The organism is Aeromonas allosaccharophila, assembly GCF_000819685.1.
GTDB lineage: Bacteria > Pseudomonadota > Gammaproteobacteria > Enterobacterales > Aeromonadaceae > Aeromonas > Aeromonas allosaccharophila.
The window spans coordinates 129238-149183 of record NZ_CDBR01000053.1; the positions used below are offsets into that span (position 1 = coordinate 129238).

15 protein-coding genes and 2 tRNA genes are annotated in these 19946 nt (G+C 59.5%); 12 read left to right on the forward strand and 5 right to left on the reverse strand.

Annotated features, from left to right (window positions below):
- The first annotated feature begins 16 nt into the window (after positions 1-16).
- Positions 17-3868: an autotransporter assembly complex protein TamB gene (gene tamB, locus BN1115_RS10430; RefSeq protein ID WP_042657104.1), complete on the forward strand. Its 3852-nt coding sequence runs from the start codon at positions 17-19 to the stop codon at positions 3866-3868.
- Positions 3869-4044: 176 nt separating this feature from the next.
- On the opposite strand, the gene BN1115_RS10435 is transcribed toward tamB, so the two are convergent.
- Together BN1115_RS10435 and BN1115_RS10440 are read right to left on the reverse strand one after the other, a co-directional pair.
- Positions 4045-4129: transfer RNA gene (locus BN1115_RS10435), tRNA-Tyr, on the reverse strand.
- A 34-nt stretch (positions 4130-4163) separates the two neighbouring features.
- A tRNA-Tyr gene (locus tag BN1115_RS10440) sits at positions 4164-4248 on the reverse strand.
- 124 nt (positions 4249-4372) lie between these two features.
- Between BN1115_RS10440 and BN1115_RS10445 the strand changes: the two genes are divergently transcribed.
- The gene (locus BN1115_RS10445) at positions 4373-4882 is read left to right on the forward strand and encodes a VC2046/SO_2500 family protein (RefSeq protein ID WP_042657154.1); all 510 of its coding nucleotides are present in this window, start codon (positions 4373-4375) and stop codon (positions 4880-4882) included.
- 111 nt (positions 4883-4993) lie between these two features.
- Here BN1115_RS10445 and hpf read toward each other — a convergent pair whose 3' ends face one another.
- Entirely contained in the window at positions 4994-5332 is a 339-nt protein-coding gene (gene hpf / locus BN1115_RS10450) for a ribosome hibernation-promoting factor, HPF/YfiA family (protein ID WP_005334257.1), read from the reverse strand.
- Between the two features lie 368 nt (positions 5333-5700).
- Between hpf and BN1115_RS10455 the strand changes: the two genes are divergently transcribed.
- The 3 genes from BN1115_RS10455 (at position 5701) to BN1115_RS10465 (ending at position 11382) form a co-directional block, all read left to right on the forward strand.
- The gene (locus BN1115_RS10455; RefSeq protein WP_042657105.1) at positions 5701-8205 is read left to right on the forward strand and encodes a putative bifunctional diguanylate cyclase/phosphodiesterase; all 2505 of its coding nucleotides are present in this window, start codon (positions 5701-5703) and stop codon (positions 8203-8205) included.
- 99 nt (positions 8206-8304) lie between these two features.
- On the forward strand, positions 8305-10206 hold the full coding sequence (locus BN1115_RS10460; protein ID WP_042657106.1) for a transglycosylase SLT domain-containing protein: 1902 nt from the start codon (positions 8305-8307) through the stop codon (positions 10204-10206).
- Positions 10207-10383: 177 nt separating this feature from the next.
- Entirely contained in the window at positions 10384-11382 is a 999-nt protein-coding gene (locus BN1115_RS10465) for a LacI family DNA-binding transcriptional regulator (protein ID WP_042657107.1), read from the forward strand.
- 79 nt (positions 11383-11461) lie between these two features.
- Here the strand turns inward: BN1115_RS10465 and BN1115_RS10470 are convergent, their stop codons facing one another.
- Positions 11462-13414 carry a TonB-dependent receptor domain-containing protein gene (locus tag BN1115_RS10470; protein WP_042657108.1) on the reverse strand — a complete coding sequence of 651 codons (1953 nt, stop codon included), beginning with the start codon at positions 13412-13414 and terminating at the stop codon, positions 11462-11464.
- Positions 13415-13590: 176 nt separating this feature from the next.
- Here BN1115_RS10470 and BN1115_RS10475 point away from each other — a divergent pair, with 176 nt between their 5' ends.
- From BN1115_RS10475 to BN1115_RS22915, 6 genes are all read left to right on the forward strand, one after another.
- Positions 13591-14580, forward strand: a complete 990-nt coding sequence (locus tag BN1115_RS10475) for a hypothetical protein (RefSeq protein WP_244152256.1) — start codon at positions 13591-13593, stop codon at positions 14578-14580.
- 268 nt (positions 14581-14848) lie between these two features.
- Entirely contained in the window at positions 14849-15937 is a 1089-nt protein-coding gene (gene pdhA / locus BN1115_RS10480) for a pyruvate dehydrogenase (acetyl-transferring) E1 component subunit alpha (protein WP_042657109.1), read from the forward strand.
- Positions 15930-16916 (forward strand): alpha-ketoacid dehydrogenase subunit beta, encoded by a 987-nt coding sequence (locus tag BN1115_RS10485; RefSeq protein ID WP_042657110.1) that lies wholly within the window; start codon positions 15930-15932, stop codon positions 16914-16916. Before pdhA ends, BN1115_RS10485 begins: the two co-directional genes overlap by 8 nt.
- Complete coding sequence (locus BN1115_RS10490) at positions 16913-18013, forward strand: dihydrolipoamide acetyltransferase family protein (protein ID WP_042657111.1); 1101 nt, start codon at positions 16913-16915, stop codon at positions 18011-18013. The genes BN1115_RS10485 and BN1115_RS10490 overlap by 4 nt, the downstream gene beginning before the upstream one ends.
- A gap of 207 nt (positions 18014-18220) precedes the next feature.
- Positions 18221-18430, forward strand: a complete 210-nt coding sequence (locus BN1115_RS10495; RefSeq protein WP_075112094.1) for a cold-shock protein — start codon at positions 18221-18223, stop codon at positions 18428-18430.
- Positions 18431-18520: 90 nt separating this feature from the next.
- On the forward strand, positions 18521-18826 hold the full coding sequence (locus tag BN1115_RS22915; RefSeq protein ID WP_082034828.1) for a hypothetical protein: 306 nt from the start codon (positions 18521-18523) through the stop codon (positions 18824-18826).
- On the opposite strand, the gene BN1115_RS10500 is transcribed toward BN1115_RS22915, so the two are convergent.
- Complete coding sequence (locus BN1115_RS10500) at positions 18813-19061, reverse strand: TIGR02647 family protein (RefSeq protein WP_033136857.1); 249 nt, start codon at positions 19059-19061, stop codon at positions 18813-18815. The two genes, BN1115_RS22915 and BN1115_RS10500, sit on opposite strands and share 14 nt — an antisense overlap.
- A 245-nt stretch (positions 19062-19306) precedes the next feature.
- On the opposite strand from BN1115_RS10500, the gene BN1115_RS10505 reads away from it, so the two are divergent.
- Positions 19307-19858 (forward strand): hypothetical protein, encoded by a 552-nt coding sequence (locus BN1115_RS10505; protein ID WP_042657112.1) that lies wholly within the window; start codon positions 19307-19309, stop codon positions 19856-19858.
- Positions 19859-19946 lie beyond the last annotated feature (88 nt).

Genomic DNA, 19946 nt, shown 5'->3' on the forward strand with positions numbered 1-19946 from the left:
CGCGGGGGGCTGCATTGTGATCTGGCTAAAACGCATTTTTCTCTGGCTGATGGGGCTGGTGTTCCTGCTGCTGATCGGCGTCAGCCTGCTGGGCTTTACCCATCAGGGCAACAAGTGGTTGTGGCAACAGGCCAAGGGGGCGTTGCCCTCTCTCAAGGGGGAGCTGGTGGCCGGTCAGCTTGGCTACGGCTGGACTCTGGAAGGGGTGGGCTGGCAGGATGAATTGGTGGAAGTCACGGTCGATCGCGCCGTGCTCGACTGGGATCTTGGCAAGTTATTGCAGGGCAAGCTCTGGATAAAATCCCTGGTGGTGACCCATCCGGTGGTCAAGGTAGCTGACTCCGAGCCGACACCGGAAGAGCCTTCCGAACCCTTTGTCTGGCACCCGCTGCCGCTCAAGATCCAAGTTGACAGCCTCAAGGTAGCGGATCTCGATCTGGCGTTGCCCGGCGTGGCCGTGACCCTGGGGTCCCTCGATATCGGCGCTAGCCTCAATCGCAAGGGGCTGATTGTGCGCGGCCCGGTGCTCGATAACCTGAAAGTGACGCTGGACGACGCGGCGCCCGCTAACGCAGAGGCAAAATCAGCCAAGCAGCCAGCCGCTGCGAACGCCAAGACCGTTACCGAGCAGACCGTTAATGCAAAGAGCGCTAACGAGAAGCGAGCCGGGACTGCAGTTGCTCGCACCGACAAGGCCAGTGCCGAGGCCGCCAAACAGGGCAAAGGGGCGCCAGTTGCAAAACCTGCAAAGGCTGCCCCCATTGTCCTGCCCGCCATTCACCTTCCTTTCCCCATTCAGCTGGAAGGGGTCAATGCGACCCGGGTGCAATATAAGCAGGGCGAGCTGATCGAAGGGCTCGACAAGTTGCTGCTGTCGGCCACTGCCGCCGATGATCGCATCGAGGTGCGCGAGCTCTCGCTGCGCCACGCCATGGCTGATCTGGCGCTCAAGGGCCACATCCAGCTCAGTGACGACTACCCGCTGGCGGTGACGCTGGATGCCAAGGCCCGCAAGGGGCTGCTGGATGGCGAGTTGCAGGGTGAGCAGGCCACGCTGGCGCTGAGCGGTTCGGTCGGCAAGCTGGGGCTGGTGTTGTCGGCCAAGGGGCCGGTCGCCGCCAATCTCAAGGGTTCTCTGGCCGCCCTCGACCCGGATCTCCCTTTTGATTTGGCCCTCGACTGGAAGAGCCTCGGTTGGCCCTTTCATAAGCCTGCCAAAGATGAGCCGAGCTATCGGCTGGATAAAGGGAGCCTGACCGCCAAGGGCAAGCTCTCCGGCTACCAGTTTGCCCTCAATACCTCCGGCAAGGGGACCGATGTCCCCCCCTTCAAGCTTGCGCTGGACGGGAAGGGGGATCTGGAGCGGCTCAGCAAGATCGCCTTGCAGCTCAACGCCCTCAAAGGGGGGCTGAAGCTCGATGGCAAGCTGGCCTGGAACAAGGGGATCGAGTGGCAGGGAACCACCCTGTTCAAGGGGATCAATCCAGCCGAGCTGGTGCCTGAGCTGAAAGGGACGCTGGCCGGTGAGCTGGAGAGCCGTTTCGTGATGAACGAATCGGGCCACTGGGAGCTGAAACTGCCCAAGCTCAAGGTGGATGGCAAACTCAATCAGTACCCGCTGGCCCTCAAGGGGGCGCTTAGCGGCAACGACAAGATGGAGTGGCAGATCCCGGCGCTCTCGCTGCAAAGTGGCCCCAACCAGTTGCAGGCCAAGGGCAGTATCAGTAGCGTCCAGTGGAGGCTCGATGCCAACCTGCAGGCTCCCCAGCTGGGGGGCATCTATCCCGGCCTGAAAGGGGATATCAAGGGACAGGTGAAGGTCAGTGGCAATCAGCAGACGCCAAAAATCGATGCGGATCTGGCCTCCGAGCGGCTCTACTATGCTGGCACCGACCTGAAGGGCATTAGTCTCAAGGGCAATGCGGCGATCGGTGCCAAACCGGCCGGTGAGCTCTCGCTGTTGGTGGCGCAGCTGAAACAGGGGGATACCAAGCTCAGCCAGCTGGCCCTGAACCTCAGCGGCGATATCAGTCAGCATCTGTTGACCCTGACCATGAAGGGTGACCCTGTTGCCGCCAACCTCAAACTAGGTGGCGGCGTGCGCGGGGATCACTGGCGCGGGGCGCTCTCCGAGTTGCAGTTGAAAACCCCGCTGCGCCGTTGGGACTTGAGCTCCCCCTGGGCGCTGGATCTCGATCTGCCGCGTCAGCGGCTGGCGATGGGGGATCTCTGTCTCGGCTCCAAGGGAGCCAGCCTCTGCGTCAAGGGGAGTCAGGTCTCCGCTGCCCAAGGCACCCTGGAGTTTGCCCTGAGCGAGTTTGATCTCAAGCGGCTGCGCCCCTGGTTGCCGGACAACTTCCGCTGGCAGGCGATGCTCTCGGCCGACGGCCGCGCCAGCTGGCGTGGCAATCAGCCGACCTTGCATGCAGTGGTGCGCACTACGCCGGGCACTTTTGTGGCAGATGGCCTCAAGACTGATTATCAGCAGCTGGCACTAGCCCTGGATTTCGAGCGGCAGCAGGCGGCCATTCGCCTCGATTTTGCCTCCAAGCAGATCGGCAATATCGATACCGACCTGCTGATCAAGGAGCCTGCCGGTCGCGGTCTGCTCGGTGGTCAGCTCAAGTTTGACGATCTCAAGCTCAATACCTTCGCGCCACTGATCCCGGAGGTGCGCTCCCTGCAAGGGATCATCTCCGCCGATGCCCGTTTCGACGGCACGCTGGCGGCGCCCCTGCTGTTTGGTCAGCTCAACCTGCGTGACGGTGAAGTGCAGACCCACTCCGACATGGTGACCCTGACCAAGCTGGTGACCCGCCTCAAGATCGAGGGCAACCGCGCCGAGCTCGATGGCTCCATGCTGGTGGGCAAGGGGCCGCTGGCGTTGGGCGGCTGGCTCAGCTGGGCCAAGATGCCGGTCAGCGGCAGCCTCACCATTCAGGGCAAGGATCTGGAGGCGCAATATCCGGGCATGGGCCGGGTCAGAGTCTCGCCCGATATCGCAGTGTCGCTGGGGGAGGAGACCCGCATTACCGGTCAGGTGGATATTCCCTGGGCACGCATTCTGGTCAAGAGCCTGCCGGATTCGGCGGTGGCGGTCTCCGACGATGTGACCGTGGTCTATGACGATCTGCCCCCTGCTCCCAAGCAGGCCAGCCTGCCGCTGGCGATGAAGGTGGCGATCCGCCTTGGCAACGATGTGAAGCTCGATGCCATGGGGTTGAAGACTGATGTCTCCGGCGGTCTCAATATCCGTCAGGATCCCGAGAAGCCGCTGGCAGGCAATGGCCGGCTGGTGCTGACCAACGGCCGCTTCAAGGCTTACGGTCAGAACCTCATCATCAAGGAGGGTCGGATCCTCTTCTCTGGTCCGCTGGATCGGCCGTTCCTCAACATCGAGGCCAACCGGGATCCCGATACCATCGAGGGTCAGGTGACGGTCGGGGTGCGGGTGACCGGCCCAGCCAGCAAGCCGGAGATCACTGTCTACTCCGAGCCGCAGATGGCGCAGTCGGAACAGCTCTCCTATCTGCTGCGCGGCAAAGGGTTGCAGACCGGTGGTGAGGATGGCGGTTTCAACGGCCTGCTGGTGGCCGGTGCGGTGAGTCAGGCCAACGGCGTGGTGTCGAGCATCGGCGAGTCGCTCGGGATGAGCGATGTCTCCCTCGATACTGCGGGCAGTGGCGACAACACCCAGGTGACTCTGTCGGCCTATCTACTGCCGGGCTTGCAGTTCCAGTACGGGGTCGGGGTGTTCAGCCCCATCGCCGAATTCAAGCTGCGCTACGAGGTATTGCCACGGCTCTATCTGCAGGCGATGAGCGGGGTGGCCCAAGCGGTCGATGTCTTCTATCGCTTCACCCTGTAACGCTTTGCCCCCTAACAAGGCTGATATGAACGTAAACGGGAGGCGCAGGCCTCCCGTTTTTTATTGCGCGATCGGCAGCAGGTAAACGGCGATAAGAGACTGGAGTGCAGAGGGAAAATAGATTGCGGCGGGCTATAAATGCGAAAACCCGGCGCTAGGCCGGGTTTTCTGAATGATGGTGGAGGGAGAAGGATTCGAACCTTCGAAGGCAGAGCCGTCAGATTTACAGTCTGATCCCTTTGGCCGCTCGGGAACCCCTCCACGGGGTATTGCTTTCAATTTGTCGCACTTGAAATGGTGGAGGGAGAAGGATTCGAACCTTCGAAGGCAGAGCCGTCAGATTTACAGTCTGATCCCTTTGGCCGCTCGGGAACCCCTCCACAAGTGCGAGGCGCATACTAACAGATCTTCTGGTTTTGTGAACCCCCAAGCAGGATTTTTCCATTAAAAGAATTGGATTTGTGGCCGATAACCAGTGAAATCGCCATTTTCGAGAGTTATCTCATGCTGCCCAGTTCAATCCGTAATCACCTGCTCGTTGATGAGGGCCAGTTGGGGCAGCGCCTCAACCGTGACCTGCAGCATGGCGATCGGGCGGATTTCCGGTTGCATCTGGCCTTGCTCACCGACGCGGTGGAAGAGCAGCCCTGGTTTGATGCCAAACCGGCGGTCAGTTCCCAGAGCCGTGACTGGCGTCCGCACTTTGACTTGAGACCGGCAGAGGTGCTGGTGGCTGAAGGGGCTGGGAGTGACTGCAGTGCCATCAATGAGCGGTTGCAACAGGGGGGAAGCATGGTGGATGTGCGGCTCTGGCTGGCGCTGCAAACGCCGCCGCTGGCGGTCAAGCAACCGCTGCTGGATGAGGCTGTCTACGACAACCTGTCGCCGCTGGCGCGGGAGCGGTTGCAAGGAAAGCTGGCCGATATGCCACGCCAGGAGGATCCGTTGGTACTGTTGCCGATCCTCGACCGTTTGCAACAGGGGGTGGATACCCGGTTGCACTGGCTCAGTTGATGGCGCCTGCTCACTGGTGTAACGCGGTGCTTATCGGGCAAATCACAGGCAACAAAAAGGCGGGTAACCCCGCCTTTATGCTCGCTGAATTTTTAGCCTTGCGGCATGCTATCAAGCGTCGGCTTCATCCGGTTGCGGCTGCTCTTTGAGGGCGGCGTTGGCGCGACGGGCAATCGGCTTCTCGGTGTGACGATTGAGTTGGCGCTCCAGCTTTTGACCCAGTTCGTTGATGGCGGCGTAGAGATCCTCATGCTCTGCCTGGGCAAACAGTTTGCCGTTGGGGATGCCAGCACTGGCTTCGACAGTGAACATCAGACGCTCTTTGGAAACAATCACATGGGGTGTGATGAGAGGCACCTGAAGACGTTCGAGCTTTTCAAAACGGGATTCGATGCGCTCGCGGATAGCCGGGGTGATGTCGATGATTTTGCTGGTAATTTCGATTTTCATATTGGCCCCCTTCGGGTCGTCTTGCTTGTGTCTTCACCTTCAGATTACTCATTGGTAAAGATTGAAATGTGATCCATGTCACATAACCTTCCCTTGGCTATTCAGCAACTTATAAATTGTGATCTTTTCCGGTTTCGTGCCAAAAACAGCTTGAGCTCCATGAAACTGGCAGGCAGTATGACGGGAATAGGATCGTTTCTGTCCCTTCTTGGCAGCACTTCGTGTCGACCTCATGTCCGGTTTCCACTGCTTGATATCGCATGTTTGTACTCTTCCCTCGCAACCGCTGATCTGATGAGTGGATGCAGGGGGCGTTGCTGTGCCCGATGGGACATCAAACGTGGTTGGTTGTTGTGTTGGAGTGGTAAATGAAGCAGCAAGCCACGCAAGTTATGTGGTTTTTCGATCGGCAACATGATCAGTGGAGTCTCTCTGATCAGGGGGCCTACCAGCAGTGGCAAGGGGAGGGCAATCATCCCTGGGCCGCTCGCCTGTTACCGGAAGATGAGGCAGGCTTTGCCGACTTTCTCGTCCGGCTTCATGAATCACATCTGCCAGAGCAATTCATCGGTCATCTGAAAGATGATCAGGGTCAGCTTAACCATGTGCTCTGGAGCGGCCAATTTGTGCCCACCCAGCAGATCTGCTGTGGCTGGCTGGCCCCGCTCGATACCGCCAACAGCGCGGTCTCCTCCCTCAACCTCTCTTTGCCGTTGCTGCAAACCACTCTGCTCACCCAGTTGGCGCAGGCGCTCTCTGCCCGCACCGGGCTCGACTTCTTCAATACCCTGGTCAGCCAGCTGGCTCACATCCTCAAGGTGGATGCGGTCTGGGTGGGGGAGCTGTGCGGTGCCGACCGGGTCAGGGTGCTGGCCGCCGACGGGCTGGCGCAGAAGGATTACCCGCTGGCGGGCTCACCCTGTCAGGAGCTCTACAAGCAAGGTGCCATCTGTTTCGAGGTGATCGACGAGTCGCAGGAGTATCAACCCTGGCTGGCGGCCGGGCAGACTTACTATGGTCAGCCGCTGTTTGATGCCAGAGGTCAACTTCTGGGTCACCTGGCGCTGCTCTATTCGGCCCCGGCAGATACCCGCAACCTCACGTCGGTGCTCAATACCTTCTCGGTACGGATGGTGGCCGAGCTGGAGCGGCTGCAATCCGATGCCCAGATGCGCCTCTCTGCCGTTGCATTCGAGACCCACGAAGGGATCATCATCACGGATCCGGGGTTCAAGATCCTGCGGGTCAACAACGCCTTCAGCCAGATCACCGGCTTTGACAGCCAGTCGGTACTGGGCCTGCATCTGGAAGAGGATCTCTGGCCAAATCTGGGGGGATTGGGCTACGAGCTCAACACCCTCAGCCGCTGGCAGGGAGAGACCCAGCGTCGCCACGTCGATGGTCACACCTATCCCCAGTGGGAGATAGTGACGCCGGTGCAGGATGAGAAAGGGGTGATCAGCCACTTTGTCATCTGCTTCGAGGATATCTCAGAGCGCAAGGCGGCCGAGCGGCGCATTCAGGATCTCGCCTATTACGACGAGCTGACCGGATTGCCCAACCGCCGTCAGCTGCACGAAACCTTGGTGCAGACCTTCAACGAGTCGGTCCGCGACGGCCTGATTGGTGCGCTGCTCTTTATCGATCTCGATCACTTCAAGACCATCAACGACTCCCTCGGCCACGCCACCGGTGACTGGCTGCTCAAGGAGGTCGCCGCTCGCCTCAAACGGCTGGTGCGACAGGGGGATTGTCTGGCACGTCTCGGCGGTGACGAGTTTGTACTGTTGCTGCCGTCGCTCTCGGCTAGCCCGCCCCAGGCGGAGATGCAAGCCGATATCATTGCCGAGCGCCTCATCACCGAGATTGCCGCCCCTTATACCTATGTGGGACAGGTGTTGCACATCGGCGCCAGCGTCGGCATAACTTTGTTTCCGGATCGGGAGCAGGGGGTCGATGATCTGCTCAAGCAGGCAGATACCGCCATGTATCAGGCCAAGTCCGCTGGCCGCAAGACCCGTCGCTTCTTCGATGCCTCGATGCAGCAGCAGGCGGATCGCCGTCTGCTCATTCACAACGAACTGCGCAATGCCCTCAGCCAGCAAGAGCTGACCCTCTACTATCAGCCCCAGCATATGGTCGATGGCGGCGATATCATCGGTGTCGAGGCGCTCATTCGCTGGCAGCCGGCCGGTCGCTCGCTGGTCTCGCCGGCCGAATTTATCCCCATCGCCGAGGAGACGGACCTGATTGTCGATATCGGTAACTGGGTGCTGCACGAGGCGTGTGCCCAGTATGTGCTGTGGGAGGAGAACGGCATCCACATTCCGCAGATCTCGGTCAACGTCAGTGCCAAGCAGTTCCATGCCGCCGATTTTGTCGAGCGGATCCATGATGTGCTGGCGCAAACCGGCATGGATCCGGCCTGCCTCAATCTGGAGATCACCGAATCCGTGGTGCTGGGCCACGCCGAGGACACCATCAGCAAGATGACCGAGCTCAAGGAGCTCGGCATCAGCTTTGCCATCGACGATTTTGGCGCCGGTTACTCCTCCTTGAGCTATCTCAAGCGACTGCCTGCCGATGAGCTCAAGATCGACCGCTCCTTCATTCAGGACATCCCGAAAGATGGCGACAACATGGCCATCGTCGAGGCGGTGATCGCCATGGCGCGCCATATGGGGTTCAACGTCACGGCGGAAGGGGTGGAATCCCGTCAGCAACTGGAGTTTCTCAAGGCGCAGGGGTGCAGTTTCTATCAAGGCTATCTTGCCTCCAAGCCGCTGCCGGTGCCCTATCTGGAGAAATATGTACAGCGGCTGACCAGACCGGAGCCGCTACGCGAAATGCAGCTGAGCAGTGCAGAAAAATAGTCCCTGCTCCCCGCTGTAGCGCTGCCCGGCAACGGGTAGAATGAGAGGCAGTAGACCCACCGCCACCGGGCGGTGTATTGCCCTCAATGGAGATGTTCAGTGAAAGCTGTATGGGGAATTGTTTTGTCGGCGCTGTTTGTGCCGACCCTGATGGCGCAGACTGCCGACCAGACGCTCTACCGTCAGGCGTATGACGCCGTGCGGGCCAATGATCAGGCTCGTTTCCAGCAAATTCGTGCCCGGTTGACCCATTATCCGCTGCTGCCCTATCTCGATTACTATCAGCTCGCCTTTCGTCCGGGGGCGGCCGATTACAACGATGTGACCCGCTTTATCCGCCAGCATGGGGATACCCCCCAGTCCAACCGGCTGGAGCGCAGCTATCTGACCTATCTGGCCCAGAGCCAGCAGTGGTCGCAGTTCCTGCGCTTCTATCCGGCCAAGCCGAGCTCCACCGATCTGCTCTGCATGCACTATCAGGCGCTCTATTACACCGGCAAGCCGAAAGAGGCGTTGCAGGGAGCGGGCAAGATCTGGATGAGCGGACAATCCCGCCCCGATGCCTGCTCCCCGCTGTTCCAGCTGTGGCAGGCATCCGGTCAGCGTACCCAGGAGAAGATCTGGCAGCGGATGACGCTGGCGTTCGAAGCGGAAAACCCCAATCTGATCCGCCACCTTGGCGCGACCCTGGGAAGCGGCTTGCAGATCTATGGCGATCAGATGGTGACCCTGTTCGAGCAACCCGCCAAGGCGATGAATCCAGCCTATTTCAGCAACAACCCCTATTCACGCAAGCTGCTCTCCCTCGGTTTGACTCGCTATGCCAATCAGGAGCCGGAGTCGGTGCTGCGCCAGCTGGCGCTGTTCCGTAGCCGTTTCGGCCTGACCCAGGCCGAGGTGAAACCGGTAGAGCGTGCCATTGCCCGCCGTCTGTTGCTGGATCGCGCCATTGCCCAGCGCAGCTGGGTAGACAGCACGGTGAAAAAGCTGGCGGATCCTGATATCACCGAGCTGCGGGCACGACTAGCCATCTGGGAGCAGGATTGGCGTGGCCTCTCCGGCTGGGTGAAGATGATGCCGATGGCCCGCCAGAAAGAGGATCGCTGGCGCTACTGGATGGCGCGCTCTCTTGAAGTGCAGGGGCAGCAAAAACCGGCGCGGGATCTCTATCTGGAGACCGCCAACCTGCGCGGTTTCTATGGCTTTATGGCCGCCCAGCGTACCGGTGTGCCCTATCGCATGAAGAACCAGAGCGTCAAGCATGTACCGGACTGGCGTACTGCCAGCCAGCGCTGGCCCTTCCTGTTGCGAGTACGCGAGCTGTTGTCGATGAACGAGATTGCGGCGGCCCGCTCGGAGTGGATCCACAACATGGATCGCAATCCGGTTGCCCAGCGCATCGAGTTTGGCCATATCGCCCTCAATCAGGGGTGGCACGAGCTGGCCATTCTCGCCAGCATTCGCGCCGAAGCGTGGGATGCTCTCGACCTGCGCTTCCCGCTGCCGCTCAAGCGCACCTTCTCCCAGATGGCGCAAGAGCGCACCATGAACACCAGCCTGCTCTATGCCATCTCCCGTCAGGAGAGTGCCCTCTATCCGCTGGCCCAGTCGCCGGTGGGGGCGCGCGGCCTGATGCAGCTGATGCCGGCTACCGCCAAGGAGACCGCCGGCAAGCTGGGAGTGCCTTATCGCAACGAGCAGCAACTGTTTGATCCGGCGATGAATATTCGCCTCGGTAGCGCCTATCTCAAGCGCTTGCTGGATGTCTATGACGGCAACCGGATCCTGGCGGCGGCCGCCTACAACGCCGGGCCGGGCCGGGTAAAACGCTGGCGTGATCAGAGTGACAACAAGCCGATGGACGTGTGGCTCGAGAGCATCCCGTACAAGGAGACCCGCAACTACGTCCAAAACGTGTTGTCGTTCGATCTCATCTATCAGCACAAGTTGCAGCAGCCGCTGCGCTTCATGTCGGAGCGGGAGCTCAATCACGCCTATTGAGTCGGGGGCCGCCCGCCGGCCCCTGTTTTCAAATTTCCCTGCCGCCGCGTATCATCGGGTAAGGTTCTGTTACCAAAGGAAACATGCCCGGTGACCTGGCTCAGGGAATTACATCAGGCTGCAGGGTATACTCAGGCGTCGGCACCGACAGGTTCCCCCACAATAAAGGAATGGATAGTGGCAACGATTAAAGACGTTTCTCAGCTGGCAAATGTGTCTATCTCCACCGTGTCACGCGTTATCAACAACACGGCACAGGTAGCACCGGAAAAGCGTGAGGCCGTATTGGCGGCCATGAAGGAACTGAATTTTCGACCCAACAGTTTTGCTCAGGCACTGGTCAGCAAGCGTTCCAACTGCATTGGCGTGCTGGTCGGCGACCTCTGCGGTGGCCCCTTCTTTGCCCAGATGATGCGTGGCATCGAGACCATGGTCGATCAGGCCAACAAGTTCACCATCGTCATGTCTGGCAACCATGATATCGCCCGCGAGCGTCATGCGATTCAGGCGCTGCTGCAGCGTCAGTGCGATGCGCTGATCCTCCATAGCAAGGCGCTGCCGGACGAGGAGCTGAGCGAGCTGGCGGCAGGCTCTACCCCCATTGTCTTTATCAACCGCCAGGTACCCGGGGCCGAAGATCGCTGCGTCTGGTTAGACAATAAGGCCGGGATCACCACCGCGTGCCAGCACTTGCTGGATGCCGGTCATCGCAAAATCGCCTTTATAACCTCCGATGATGAAGAGTTTGTCGATGGCTTGCAGCGGATGGCGGGCTATACCCAGACCCTGGCCAGAGCCGGAATTCCTCTGGAGCCCGCATTGATTGGCCGTGGCTTTGCCGACGAGAACGGCGGTTATGTGGCGATGTGCGAACTGCTGGCCCGTGGCGTCGAGTTCACCGCCGTGCTCGGTTTCAACGATGCCATGGTGGCGGGGGCTATCTCCTGCCTGCTGGAGCGTGGCTACAAGATCCCGCAGCAGGTGTCGGTGGTGGGGTTTGACGATATTCCCTACGCCCGCTACATCTATCCCAAGCTCACTACGGTACGTTACCCCATCGAGGAGATGGGCAGCCGCGCTGCCGAGCTGGCGCTGCGCCTGCTCGATCACAAACCGGTGGACGGCCTGGCGCTCAAGTTTGAAGCCCAGCTGGTGGAGCGTGAGTCGGTCGCCTGACGTGCGTCAAACAGCGAATAACAACGTGGCCCCATCGGGGCCACGTTTGTTTTTGCTTGTTGTCTGCTTGTCGGCCCGTTTAGAAGCGGGCTGAGCCGCTGACGTAGTAGCTGCGACCCGGTTCGACGTTCTGGAAGACAGTATCTTTCTCTTGCAGGCGCACATCGGTCAGGTTGGTGATCCCCAATCGAAGATCAAAGTTCTCGGTGACCTTGAAGCCGGTGCCGAGATCGAAGGTCTGATAGCTGGGTAGCTTGTGCAGCACCACCGCCTTGTTGACGGTCTGCTCGGCAAACTGGGTACCGGTGTAGGTAGTGCCAACGAAGGCATTGACCCGCTCGGTGGCCTGCCAGGTGATCTTGGCGTTGGCCTTGTGTTCCGGCCGCTCGGGCAGGGCCTGACCCTGATCGCCCTCAGCCTTCAGGTAGGTGTAGTTGGCGCCGAGGTTGATATCGTCGGTCAGATCGAGCTTGCCGGTCAGTTCCAGCCCCTTGGTAGTGGCTTTCTCAAGGTTGTACCAGGTGCGGTCAGTGGAGTTCGGCAACTGCTTGAAGGTGAGCATATCGTCGATGTCGGAGTAGAAGAGGGTGGCGCTGGTCTCCCAGAGCCCTTCTCCTGCTATGACACCCAGCTCGTAGTTGGTGCTGGTTTCCGGCTTGACCTTGTCGCTGCCATAGATGCGGCAGCTGCCGCCGCAGCTCTCGATGCTGTAGCCGTTGGAGTACTGGTGCGGGGCCGGCGCCTTGAAGGCCTGACTGACGCCGCCCTTGACGGTCACCACCTCGTTCATCTCATAGACCAGATAGCCGCGCGGGGTGAAGTGGCTGCCGTAGATCTCGTGATGATCGTAACGGCCACCCAGCGTGAAGGTCAGGCTATCGGTCAGGCCAATTTCGTCTTGGGCGAACAGCGCCTCCTGGGAGTGGCTCTCTTTGCCGCCGATATCCTTGTAGCTCACCGTATCCACCAGCTCCCGATCCAGATATTCACCACCCAGGGTCAGGTAGTGGTTGGCCAGCGCCAGGTTGGTATAGCCCTTGAGGGTCAAGGTGTTCTCTTCCAGCTCCCGCTGCTGCGGGGCCGAGTAGCTGGTATTGAAATCGTCGATCTGGGAGGTTTCATAGTTGGCCATGACGGTGGTGTCACCCCAACTCCAGTTCCCCTTGTGAGTCAGACCAAACAGGTTGCGATCGTTCTGCTGCTGGCGGCTGTGCACCTTGTTGCCGGTCTTGCGGAAGATATCGAGGGGCCGCTCATCCTGATTGTAGAGATAGTCAAACTCGAAGCGCTGCTGCTCATCCACCAGCCAGCTCAGGGTAGAGGCGAAGTTGCGGGTCTGTTTGGCTTCGATAAGGGGGATGCCGTCAGCAGCTTCGGTGGGGGTCCAGGCTTGACGGTCATACACCTCGCCGTTCATCCGGATCAGCAGGTTGTCGGTCAGCGGGCCGGTAAAGCCCAGGTTGGTTCTGTGCTGATCGCCGCCATCCTTGCCCTCGATGGCCTTGAAGTCGGCATCGGCCGCCCCTTGCCAGGTTTTGCCCGGCTGTTTGGTGATGATGTTGATGACACCACCGATGGCATCGGAGCCGTAAAGCGCCGACATGGGGCCACGGATCACCTCGACCCGCTGGATCATGCCAAGGGGCACCGGGGTGTTGTCGAAGTTGCCGCCGCGCCACAGGGCATTGGAGGAGGAGAGGCGTTTGCCATCCACCAGCACTAGCGTGTACTTGCCCGACATGCCGCGAATGCCGATATCGCTGCGACCATTGGTGTCAGCTTCGGCCTGAATGCCCACTTCGTGGCGCAGCAGGTCGGCAAGGTCATTGACCGGTGCGGCGGCGATCTGTTCTGCCGTGATGACAGAGATGGAGGCTGGTGCCGAGCGGGTATTGTGCGCCGTGGTGGTGACGGTGATCACCTCATCGGCTTGAGGCGCGTTGTTGGCGGCGATCGCTTGCTGGGTCAGCAGGGTGACGATGGTGGTGGCCAGCAGGCTGGGAGCGATAAAACGGGAGGCTGAGAATTTCATTATTTACATCTTCCATAACATTCAAATGATAAGCATTATCATTATCTCGGCTATCTTGTTCCGTTCGCAACACTTTTTTACTGACGAGCTGACGAGCTGACGGGGCGGGTACGGTGCAATGGCAACCACCACCCGTGATCGATGGCAGAGACTATCAGTGGGGAATGGATCTGGCCGTGATAACTGATGTCATCAATAAACGCGAGAAGCGGGTTGTCATGGTGGGCGAGAGCGAGGAGATAAACCTGATGTCGGGGATAGCGCAGGAAAGTGAAAACGTGGTCAGAGTGGTCGCCATGACTCCGATAGACGCCATCCGGGAGGCCTTGCTGGCGGGCAAGCTGGTGGGGCTGGGGGAGCCGCACTGGCACCCGGATTTTATCCGGCGCCAGCATGCCTGGCTCTGCGATCCGGCACTCTGGGGAATAATGACCGATTTGGTGCTGGAGTGCGGCAACCGCCGCCATCAGGGCTTGCTCGATGCCTGGCTGGCGGGGGAGGAGTGCTGGCAGGGGGATCCGCTCACGCTGGCGCGGCTCTATCCGGTCTGGCTCGACTCCTGCGCCTTTCCCGCCTGGATGGCCCCCGAGTTTCCGGCCCTCTTCGCTGCCCTGCGCCAGAGCAATCTGGCGCGCCCTGCACATATGCGGCTGCGGGTGCATCTCTGCGAGCCCTCATTCGAGTTGCAGGAGATGAGCCCGGAGCGGTGGCAGCAGCACAACAGAGGGCGGGATCAGGTGCTGGCCGACTATCTTCTTGCACTTCCTCCACGCGGGGTGGTGGTGCTGGCGGGGGCGCGCCATCTGCTCAAAGCTGCAGGGGATCCGCACTTTACGCAGCCGACCCTGGGCCAGTTGCTGGAAGCGGCACGGCCGGGTTGGCTGCAGGTGCTTCACCCCTGGCCAATAGTTGATGAGAAGGGAAATGAGAAAGAGGAGCGGGTGTACGAGCTGGCCGATATCACAACTGCCGACCTCTATCCCGATTGGCCGATGCATCCACCGCTGGAGACCCTCATCGATCGGTTGGTGCGCATGGCTGACCGGGGACGGGAGATGCGAATTTGCCCTACCTTGCTGGCCGAACCCTGGCGTAGCCACTTGCTAAGCCGCACCCACTTGCTGCCAGCTGGCATGGCCCGCCAGCTGCAACAGTGGCTGGCGTAACTGCTGGTGCGAATAACCACCGAATGACGTAACAGAAGGGGGAGCCAAGCTCCCCTTTTCAATATTTGGCATCCTGCATTCAGCGCCGCAAAGTTGCACCATTTACGGCTTACCTTGCCACTCATCGCCGAAAATTCAGCTCCTTCGTTACTTTAAAGAAGTTTCTACTGGTCTTACCTGAGTAAATCCCTTTGCTTTTTATTTAACAAGGTATTTACATCTAGGTGTCGCCAGCATCGGTGACGCTAACAACGGCAAGGAGCCAGTTATGACCCATGTCGACATCCCTTTCCTTCGTTACCTCGATGCGGAAGGGTGCCCGGTCGCCACCTTACCGACCTGGCTGGACAAGGCGATACTGCACACTTTCTACCGCAATATGGTGATGGTGCGCAGCTATGACAAAAAAGCGATTGCGCTGCAACGAACCGGCAAACTCGGTACCTTTCCCTCCCACCTCGGGGCGGAAGCCGTGGGGATTGGCATTGGTCTCGCCATGCAGTCGCAGGATGTCTACGTTCCCTACTACCGGGATATGCCTACCCTCTATGTGCGGGGCGTGCCGATGGAGAAGAACCTGCAATATTGGGGCGGTGACGAGCGGGGCAGTTATTTTCTCAAACCCGATGGAACACCCTCTGAAGATCTCCCCATCTGCGTTCCCATCGCCACCCAGATCACCCACGCTTGCGGTATTGCCTCGGCCTTCAAACTGCGTAATCAACCGCGTGTCGCCGTAGTCACTATCGGCGATGGCGGCACCTCCAAGGGGGATTTTCTGGAGGGACTCAACTGCGCTGGTGTCTGGCACCTGCCGATGGTCATCATCGTCAACAACAACCAGTGGGCCATCTCGGTGCCACGCAAGCTGCAATCGAGCGCTCCTACGCTGGCCCAGAAGGGGATTGGCGCCGGGGTGCGCAGTCTGCAGGTGGATGGCAACGATGTGGTGGCGGTCTACGATGCCGCCCGCAGTGCCGTCGAACGGGCCCGCAGCGGCAAGGGGCCGACCCTGATCGAGGCAGTCAGTTATCGCCTCGGCGATCACACCACGGCCGATGATGCCACTCGCTATCGCGATGGGGCCGAGGTCGAGGCCGCCTGGGCGAAAGAGCCGGTCAAGCGGCTGCGCCAGTTTATGCACAGCCAGGGCTGGTGGGATGAAGAGCAGGAACAGTGCTTGCTTACTGAAGCTGCGCAGGAGGTAGAGCAGGCGGTCGCCCGTTATGAGGCGATGGCGCCCCAGCCACCGGAGGCGATGCTCGATTATCACTATGCCAGCCTGCCCGCCGAACTCTTGCCCCAGCGCGAGCGAGTGATTGCCAAGGGGATGAAGCAGGAGGTTGGCCATGAGTGAGATCAGTTTGCTGGAAGCGGTCAACATGGCCCTTCACTACGAGATGGAGCACGACCCGGATGTGGTGGTACTGGGCGAGGATGTGGGAGTCAACGGCGGTGTGTTTCGCGCCACCGTGGGGCTGCGCGACAAGTTCGGTTTCAAGCGGGTGATCGACACGCCGCTGGCTGAAGGGTTGATCGCCGGGGTGGCGGTCGGCATGGCGACCCAGGGACTCAAGCCGGTGGCGGAGTTCCAGTTTCAGGGCTTCATCTTCCCCGGGATGGAGCAGATCATCTGTCAGGCGGCGCGGATGCGAAACCGTACCCGTGGCCGTCTCTCCTGTCCCCTTGTCTATCGCTCCCCGTATGGCGCGGGCATTCATTCGCCGGAACACCACAGCGAGAGTGTCGAGGCGCTGTTTGCCCATATTCCGGGGCTACGGGTGGTGATCCCCTCCAGCCCGAGACGTGCCTATGGTTTGCTGCTGTCGGCTATCCGCGATCCGGATCCCGTGATGTTTTTCGAACCCGATCGCATATATCGCTCGATGAAATCCGAAGTGGTGGATGACGGTATCGGCCTGCCGCTGGATGTCTGCTTCACCCTGCGCCCGGGCCGGGATATCACGGTAGTGGCCTGGGGAGCCTGCATTCAGGAGGTGATGCGGGCGGCGAACCTGTTGGCCGAGCAGGACATCCAGTGCGAGGTGCTGGATCTGGCCACTATCAAGCCGCTGGATATGGCAACCATTCTCGCTTCGGTGCGCAAGACCGGCCGCTTGCTGGTGGTACATGAGGCGTGCGGTAGCTTCGGGGTCGGGGCTGAAATCGTGGCGCGGGTGACCGAGCAGGCACTTCCCAGCCTCAAGGCACCGCCCAAGCGGCTGACCGGCGTGGATGCCGCCGTCCCTTACTATCGCAACGAGGTGTACTACCTCATCACCGAGCAGGATATCGCCGATGCCGCTCACCAGCTGATGGAGAACCAGTGGCTATGAAATTTTTCAAATTACCGGATCTGGGTGAAGGGTTGGCCGAAGCCGAGATCGTCGAGTGGAAGGTGAGTGCCGGTGATACCGTTGCGGTCGATCAGGTGCTGTTGTCGGTGGAAACGGCCAAGGCGCTGGTGGATGTGCCCTCTCCGGTGGCCGGGGTGATTGCCCGTCTCTGTGGCGCCGAGGGGGATATCCTCCATATCGGCGCGCCGCTGGTGGAGTTCGAGGGGGGCGAAGATGATGGCACTGTGGTGGGCAAGGTGAGCGCCCATCAGCAACATATCGAGGATCACTTCGTGGTGGGGGCCATTGCCCCGGGTGGTGCGCTGGTACAAGCCATGCCAGCGGTGCGGCTGCTGGCACAAAAACTGGGTCTGGATATCGAGCGGATCAAGGGAAGTGGCAGCGGCGGCATGGTGACCGAGCTGGACGTGCAGCAGGCGTTCGAAGCTCAGCAGAGTAGCGGCAACGAGTTTCTCAAAGGGTCGCGGCGGGCCATGGCCAAGGCGATGGAGCTCTCTCATCAGACGGTGGTGCCGGTCAGCATCACCGACGAGGTGGATTTGCGTCACTGGCGCTCTGATGAGGATGTGACGGTGCGCCTTATCAAGGCCATTGGTGTGGCATGCCGCGCCGAGCCGTCGATGAACGCCTGGTTTGATGGCGAAACCCTGTCACGGCGGCTGTTCAACGAGGTCAATGTGGCCATTGCGGTGGATTCCAAGCATGGTCTCTATGTGCCGGTGATGGAGAACGTAGCCGAGCGCGAGGGGGCGGATATCCGGCAGGGGCTGGATCGGATGATCGCCGATGTGAAGGCGCGCGCCGTGCCCCGCGAAATGTTGCAGGGGGCGACCATTACGCTCACCAACTTCGGCGCCATCGCAGGCCGCTACGCCAGCCCCATCGTCACGCCGCCACAGGTGGCCATCATCGGAGCAGGCAAACTGTTCGAAAAAGTGGTGTTCATCCATGGGGAGGCGCGTCCCGTCAGGGCTCTGCCGCTGTCGATGACATTTGACCACAGGGCATGCACTGGCGGGGAGGCGGCCCGTTTTCTCAGAGCGTTGGTGGAAGCGTTGGAAGGGGCCACCTTATAACGGTTTGCGCCCTGTCATTGGCAGGGCACAAATTTGTTTGCGTAATCTACAAAGCCACGTATAATCCAAATCAGCTTGAAAGGGCGATAGTTATGTCAATGAATACGATGTTCTACATCTTGTCCTGTTGTTCATAAGTTAATCCCGTTTTTTGAGCTTTATCCGCTGAAAAGCATAAGTAATTATTTTGAATACAGGTTTAAAGATATGTCTAACATGATCACCGGTACCGTTAAGTTTTTCAACGAAACCAAAGGTTTTGGCTTCATCCAGCAAGAAAACGGCCCGGACGTTTTCGTTCACTTCAGCGCTATTCAAGGTGCCGGTTTCCGCACCCTGGCTGAAGGTCAGCGCGTACAGTTCTCTGTGACCCAAGGTCAGAAAGGCCCGCAGGCTGAGAACGTAACTGCTCTGTAATTCTTACAGAATTTAAGAAAGCCGTGGTACCTCTGGTGCCACGGCTTTTTGTTTATCTGGCTACCGCTACTGAATCACATATGCTGAATCATGCTGCTATCGCTTCTGCTTGTTGCCACCCTTACTCCAAACTCTGACGCGCCGGTACCGGTTCAATCCGCGATGGAAGCGCAGGCTATCTGCCAGCAATTTGTCCAGGTCAGGATGGGGGCCGCTCTACAACCCTATGAGGTGAATGCACGTCTGGTGCCTGAAAGGGAAGGGGAGTGGCTGGTGGATGGCAAAGTAAAAGGACCCGAAGGTCCTTTGCTGTTTGCCTGTCATCTTCGCCAGGGGCCACATTGGGAGCTACTTAATTTTTCACTCTGGGCTCCACAGCCCATCAAAGCGGTTTGAGTGCGACCAGCAGGTGCTGCAGGTGTTCAACCATGGTCATGCCAAACGGGGTGAGATAGCCGCCATCTTCTGCACTGATCAGTCCCTGCTGATGCAGACGAACCGCGGCTTGGCACAATTCATCAGACATATCGCTGCGTAATTTAATCCCCAGGCTCATGTTGGCCGGATCAAAGCATGCCAGTATTTTCAAGTCGTTTACAAAGTCGTTAGAAACCTGGTCGATCCCAATCATGGATTTACTCCTTACGCTAAAGATGTATGCAAACTAGCATCCCCGGATCCACTTTAGTGGGCGCTGGCTCAAATTATTGATCTTTGGCTGGATGCCGCGTTTCAAATGCTGTTTTTTTCGGCGTAATCAGATGGTTGGCTGACAGCGTCGCCAAGGGCCGCGCCGGACCAAACGTGATAGGATAGGGCACTTCTTTATATCGGACGGTCTATTGGTGGCTGTTCGCCCTGTTCAAGGTATCGCTCATGGTCAAGATCACTCTGGTATCCCTGCTGCATTCACTTTGTGCCCGCTTTCCTGTTTACCCCGCTGTTTCGTTGACGTCACTGCTGGATGCTCATCAGGGCGAGGTGTGGTTGCCTGCACGCAAGGGGGCCGACATTGCGCTGTTGCGCAAGCATGCCAAGGGGGCTCATGAGCTGGCGTCACTCGATGCGGGCTGGTGTGATTTTGCCGCCAGCGACAGCGGTGAGACGCCCGAGCTGGATGCGCTTGCCAACTACGACAGCGAGATGATGGATAACCTGCTGATGTATTGGCACAGCGCCGCCAAGATCAACAGCCCGATCACCGATAACCTGTTCGAACTGCGCCGCGAAGTGGTGGATGAGGCCCACGGGGCCAAGCTCGCTGCCGCCTGGGAGCAGCAACAACAGCTGCGTTTTGAGCAGCTGATGGCGATGGGGGCCAATGGCCGGGATCAGCTCTGCTTTGTCGAAGTGGAGTCCGCCTACTGGCTGCGGCAAAAGCTCAGTGAGCAAACGGACATCAGCCTCTGCACTCCCTCGATTGAGTGAGTAGGAAGGTGGTTTCGGCACGCAGATGAAGAGGCTGTTCAACCACAAACAGCGGTTGTACAGGAAGGTTGAGCAGTAGCGCGAGGAG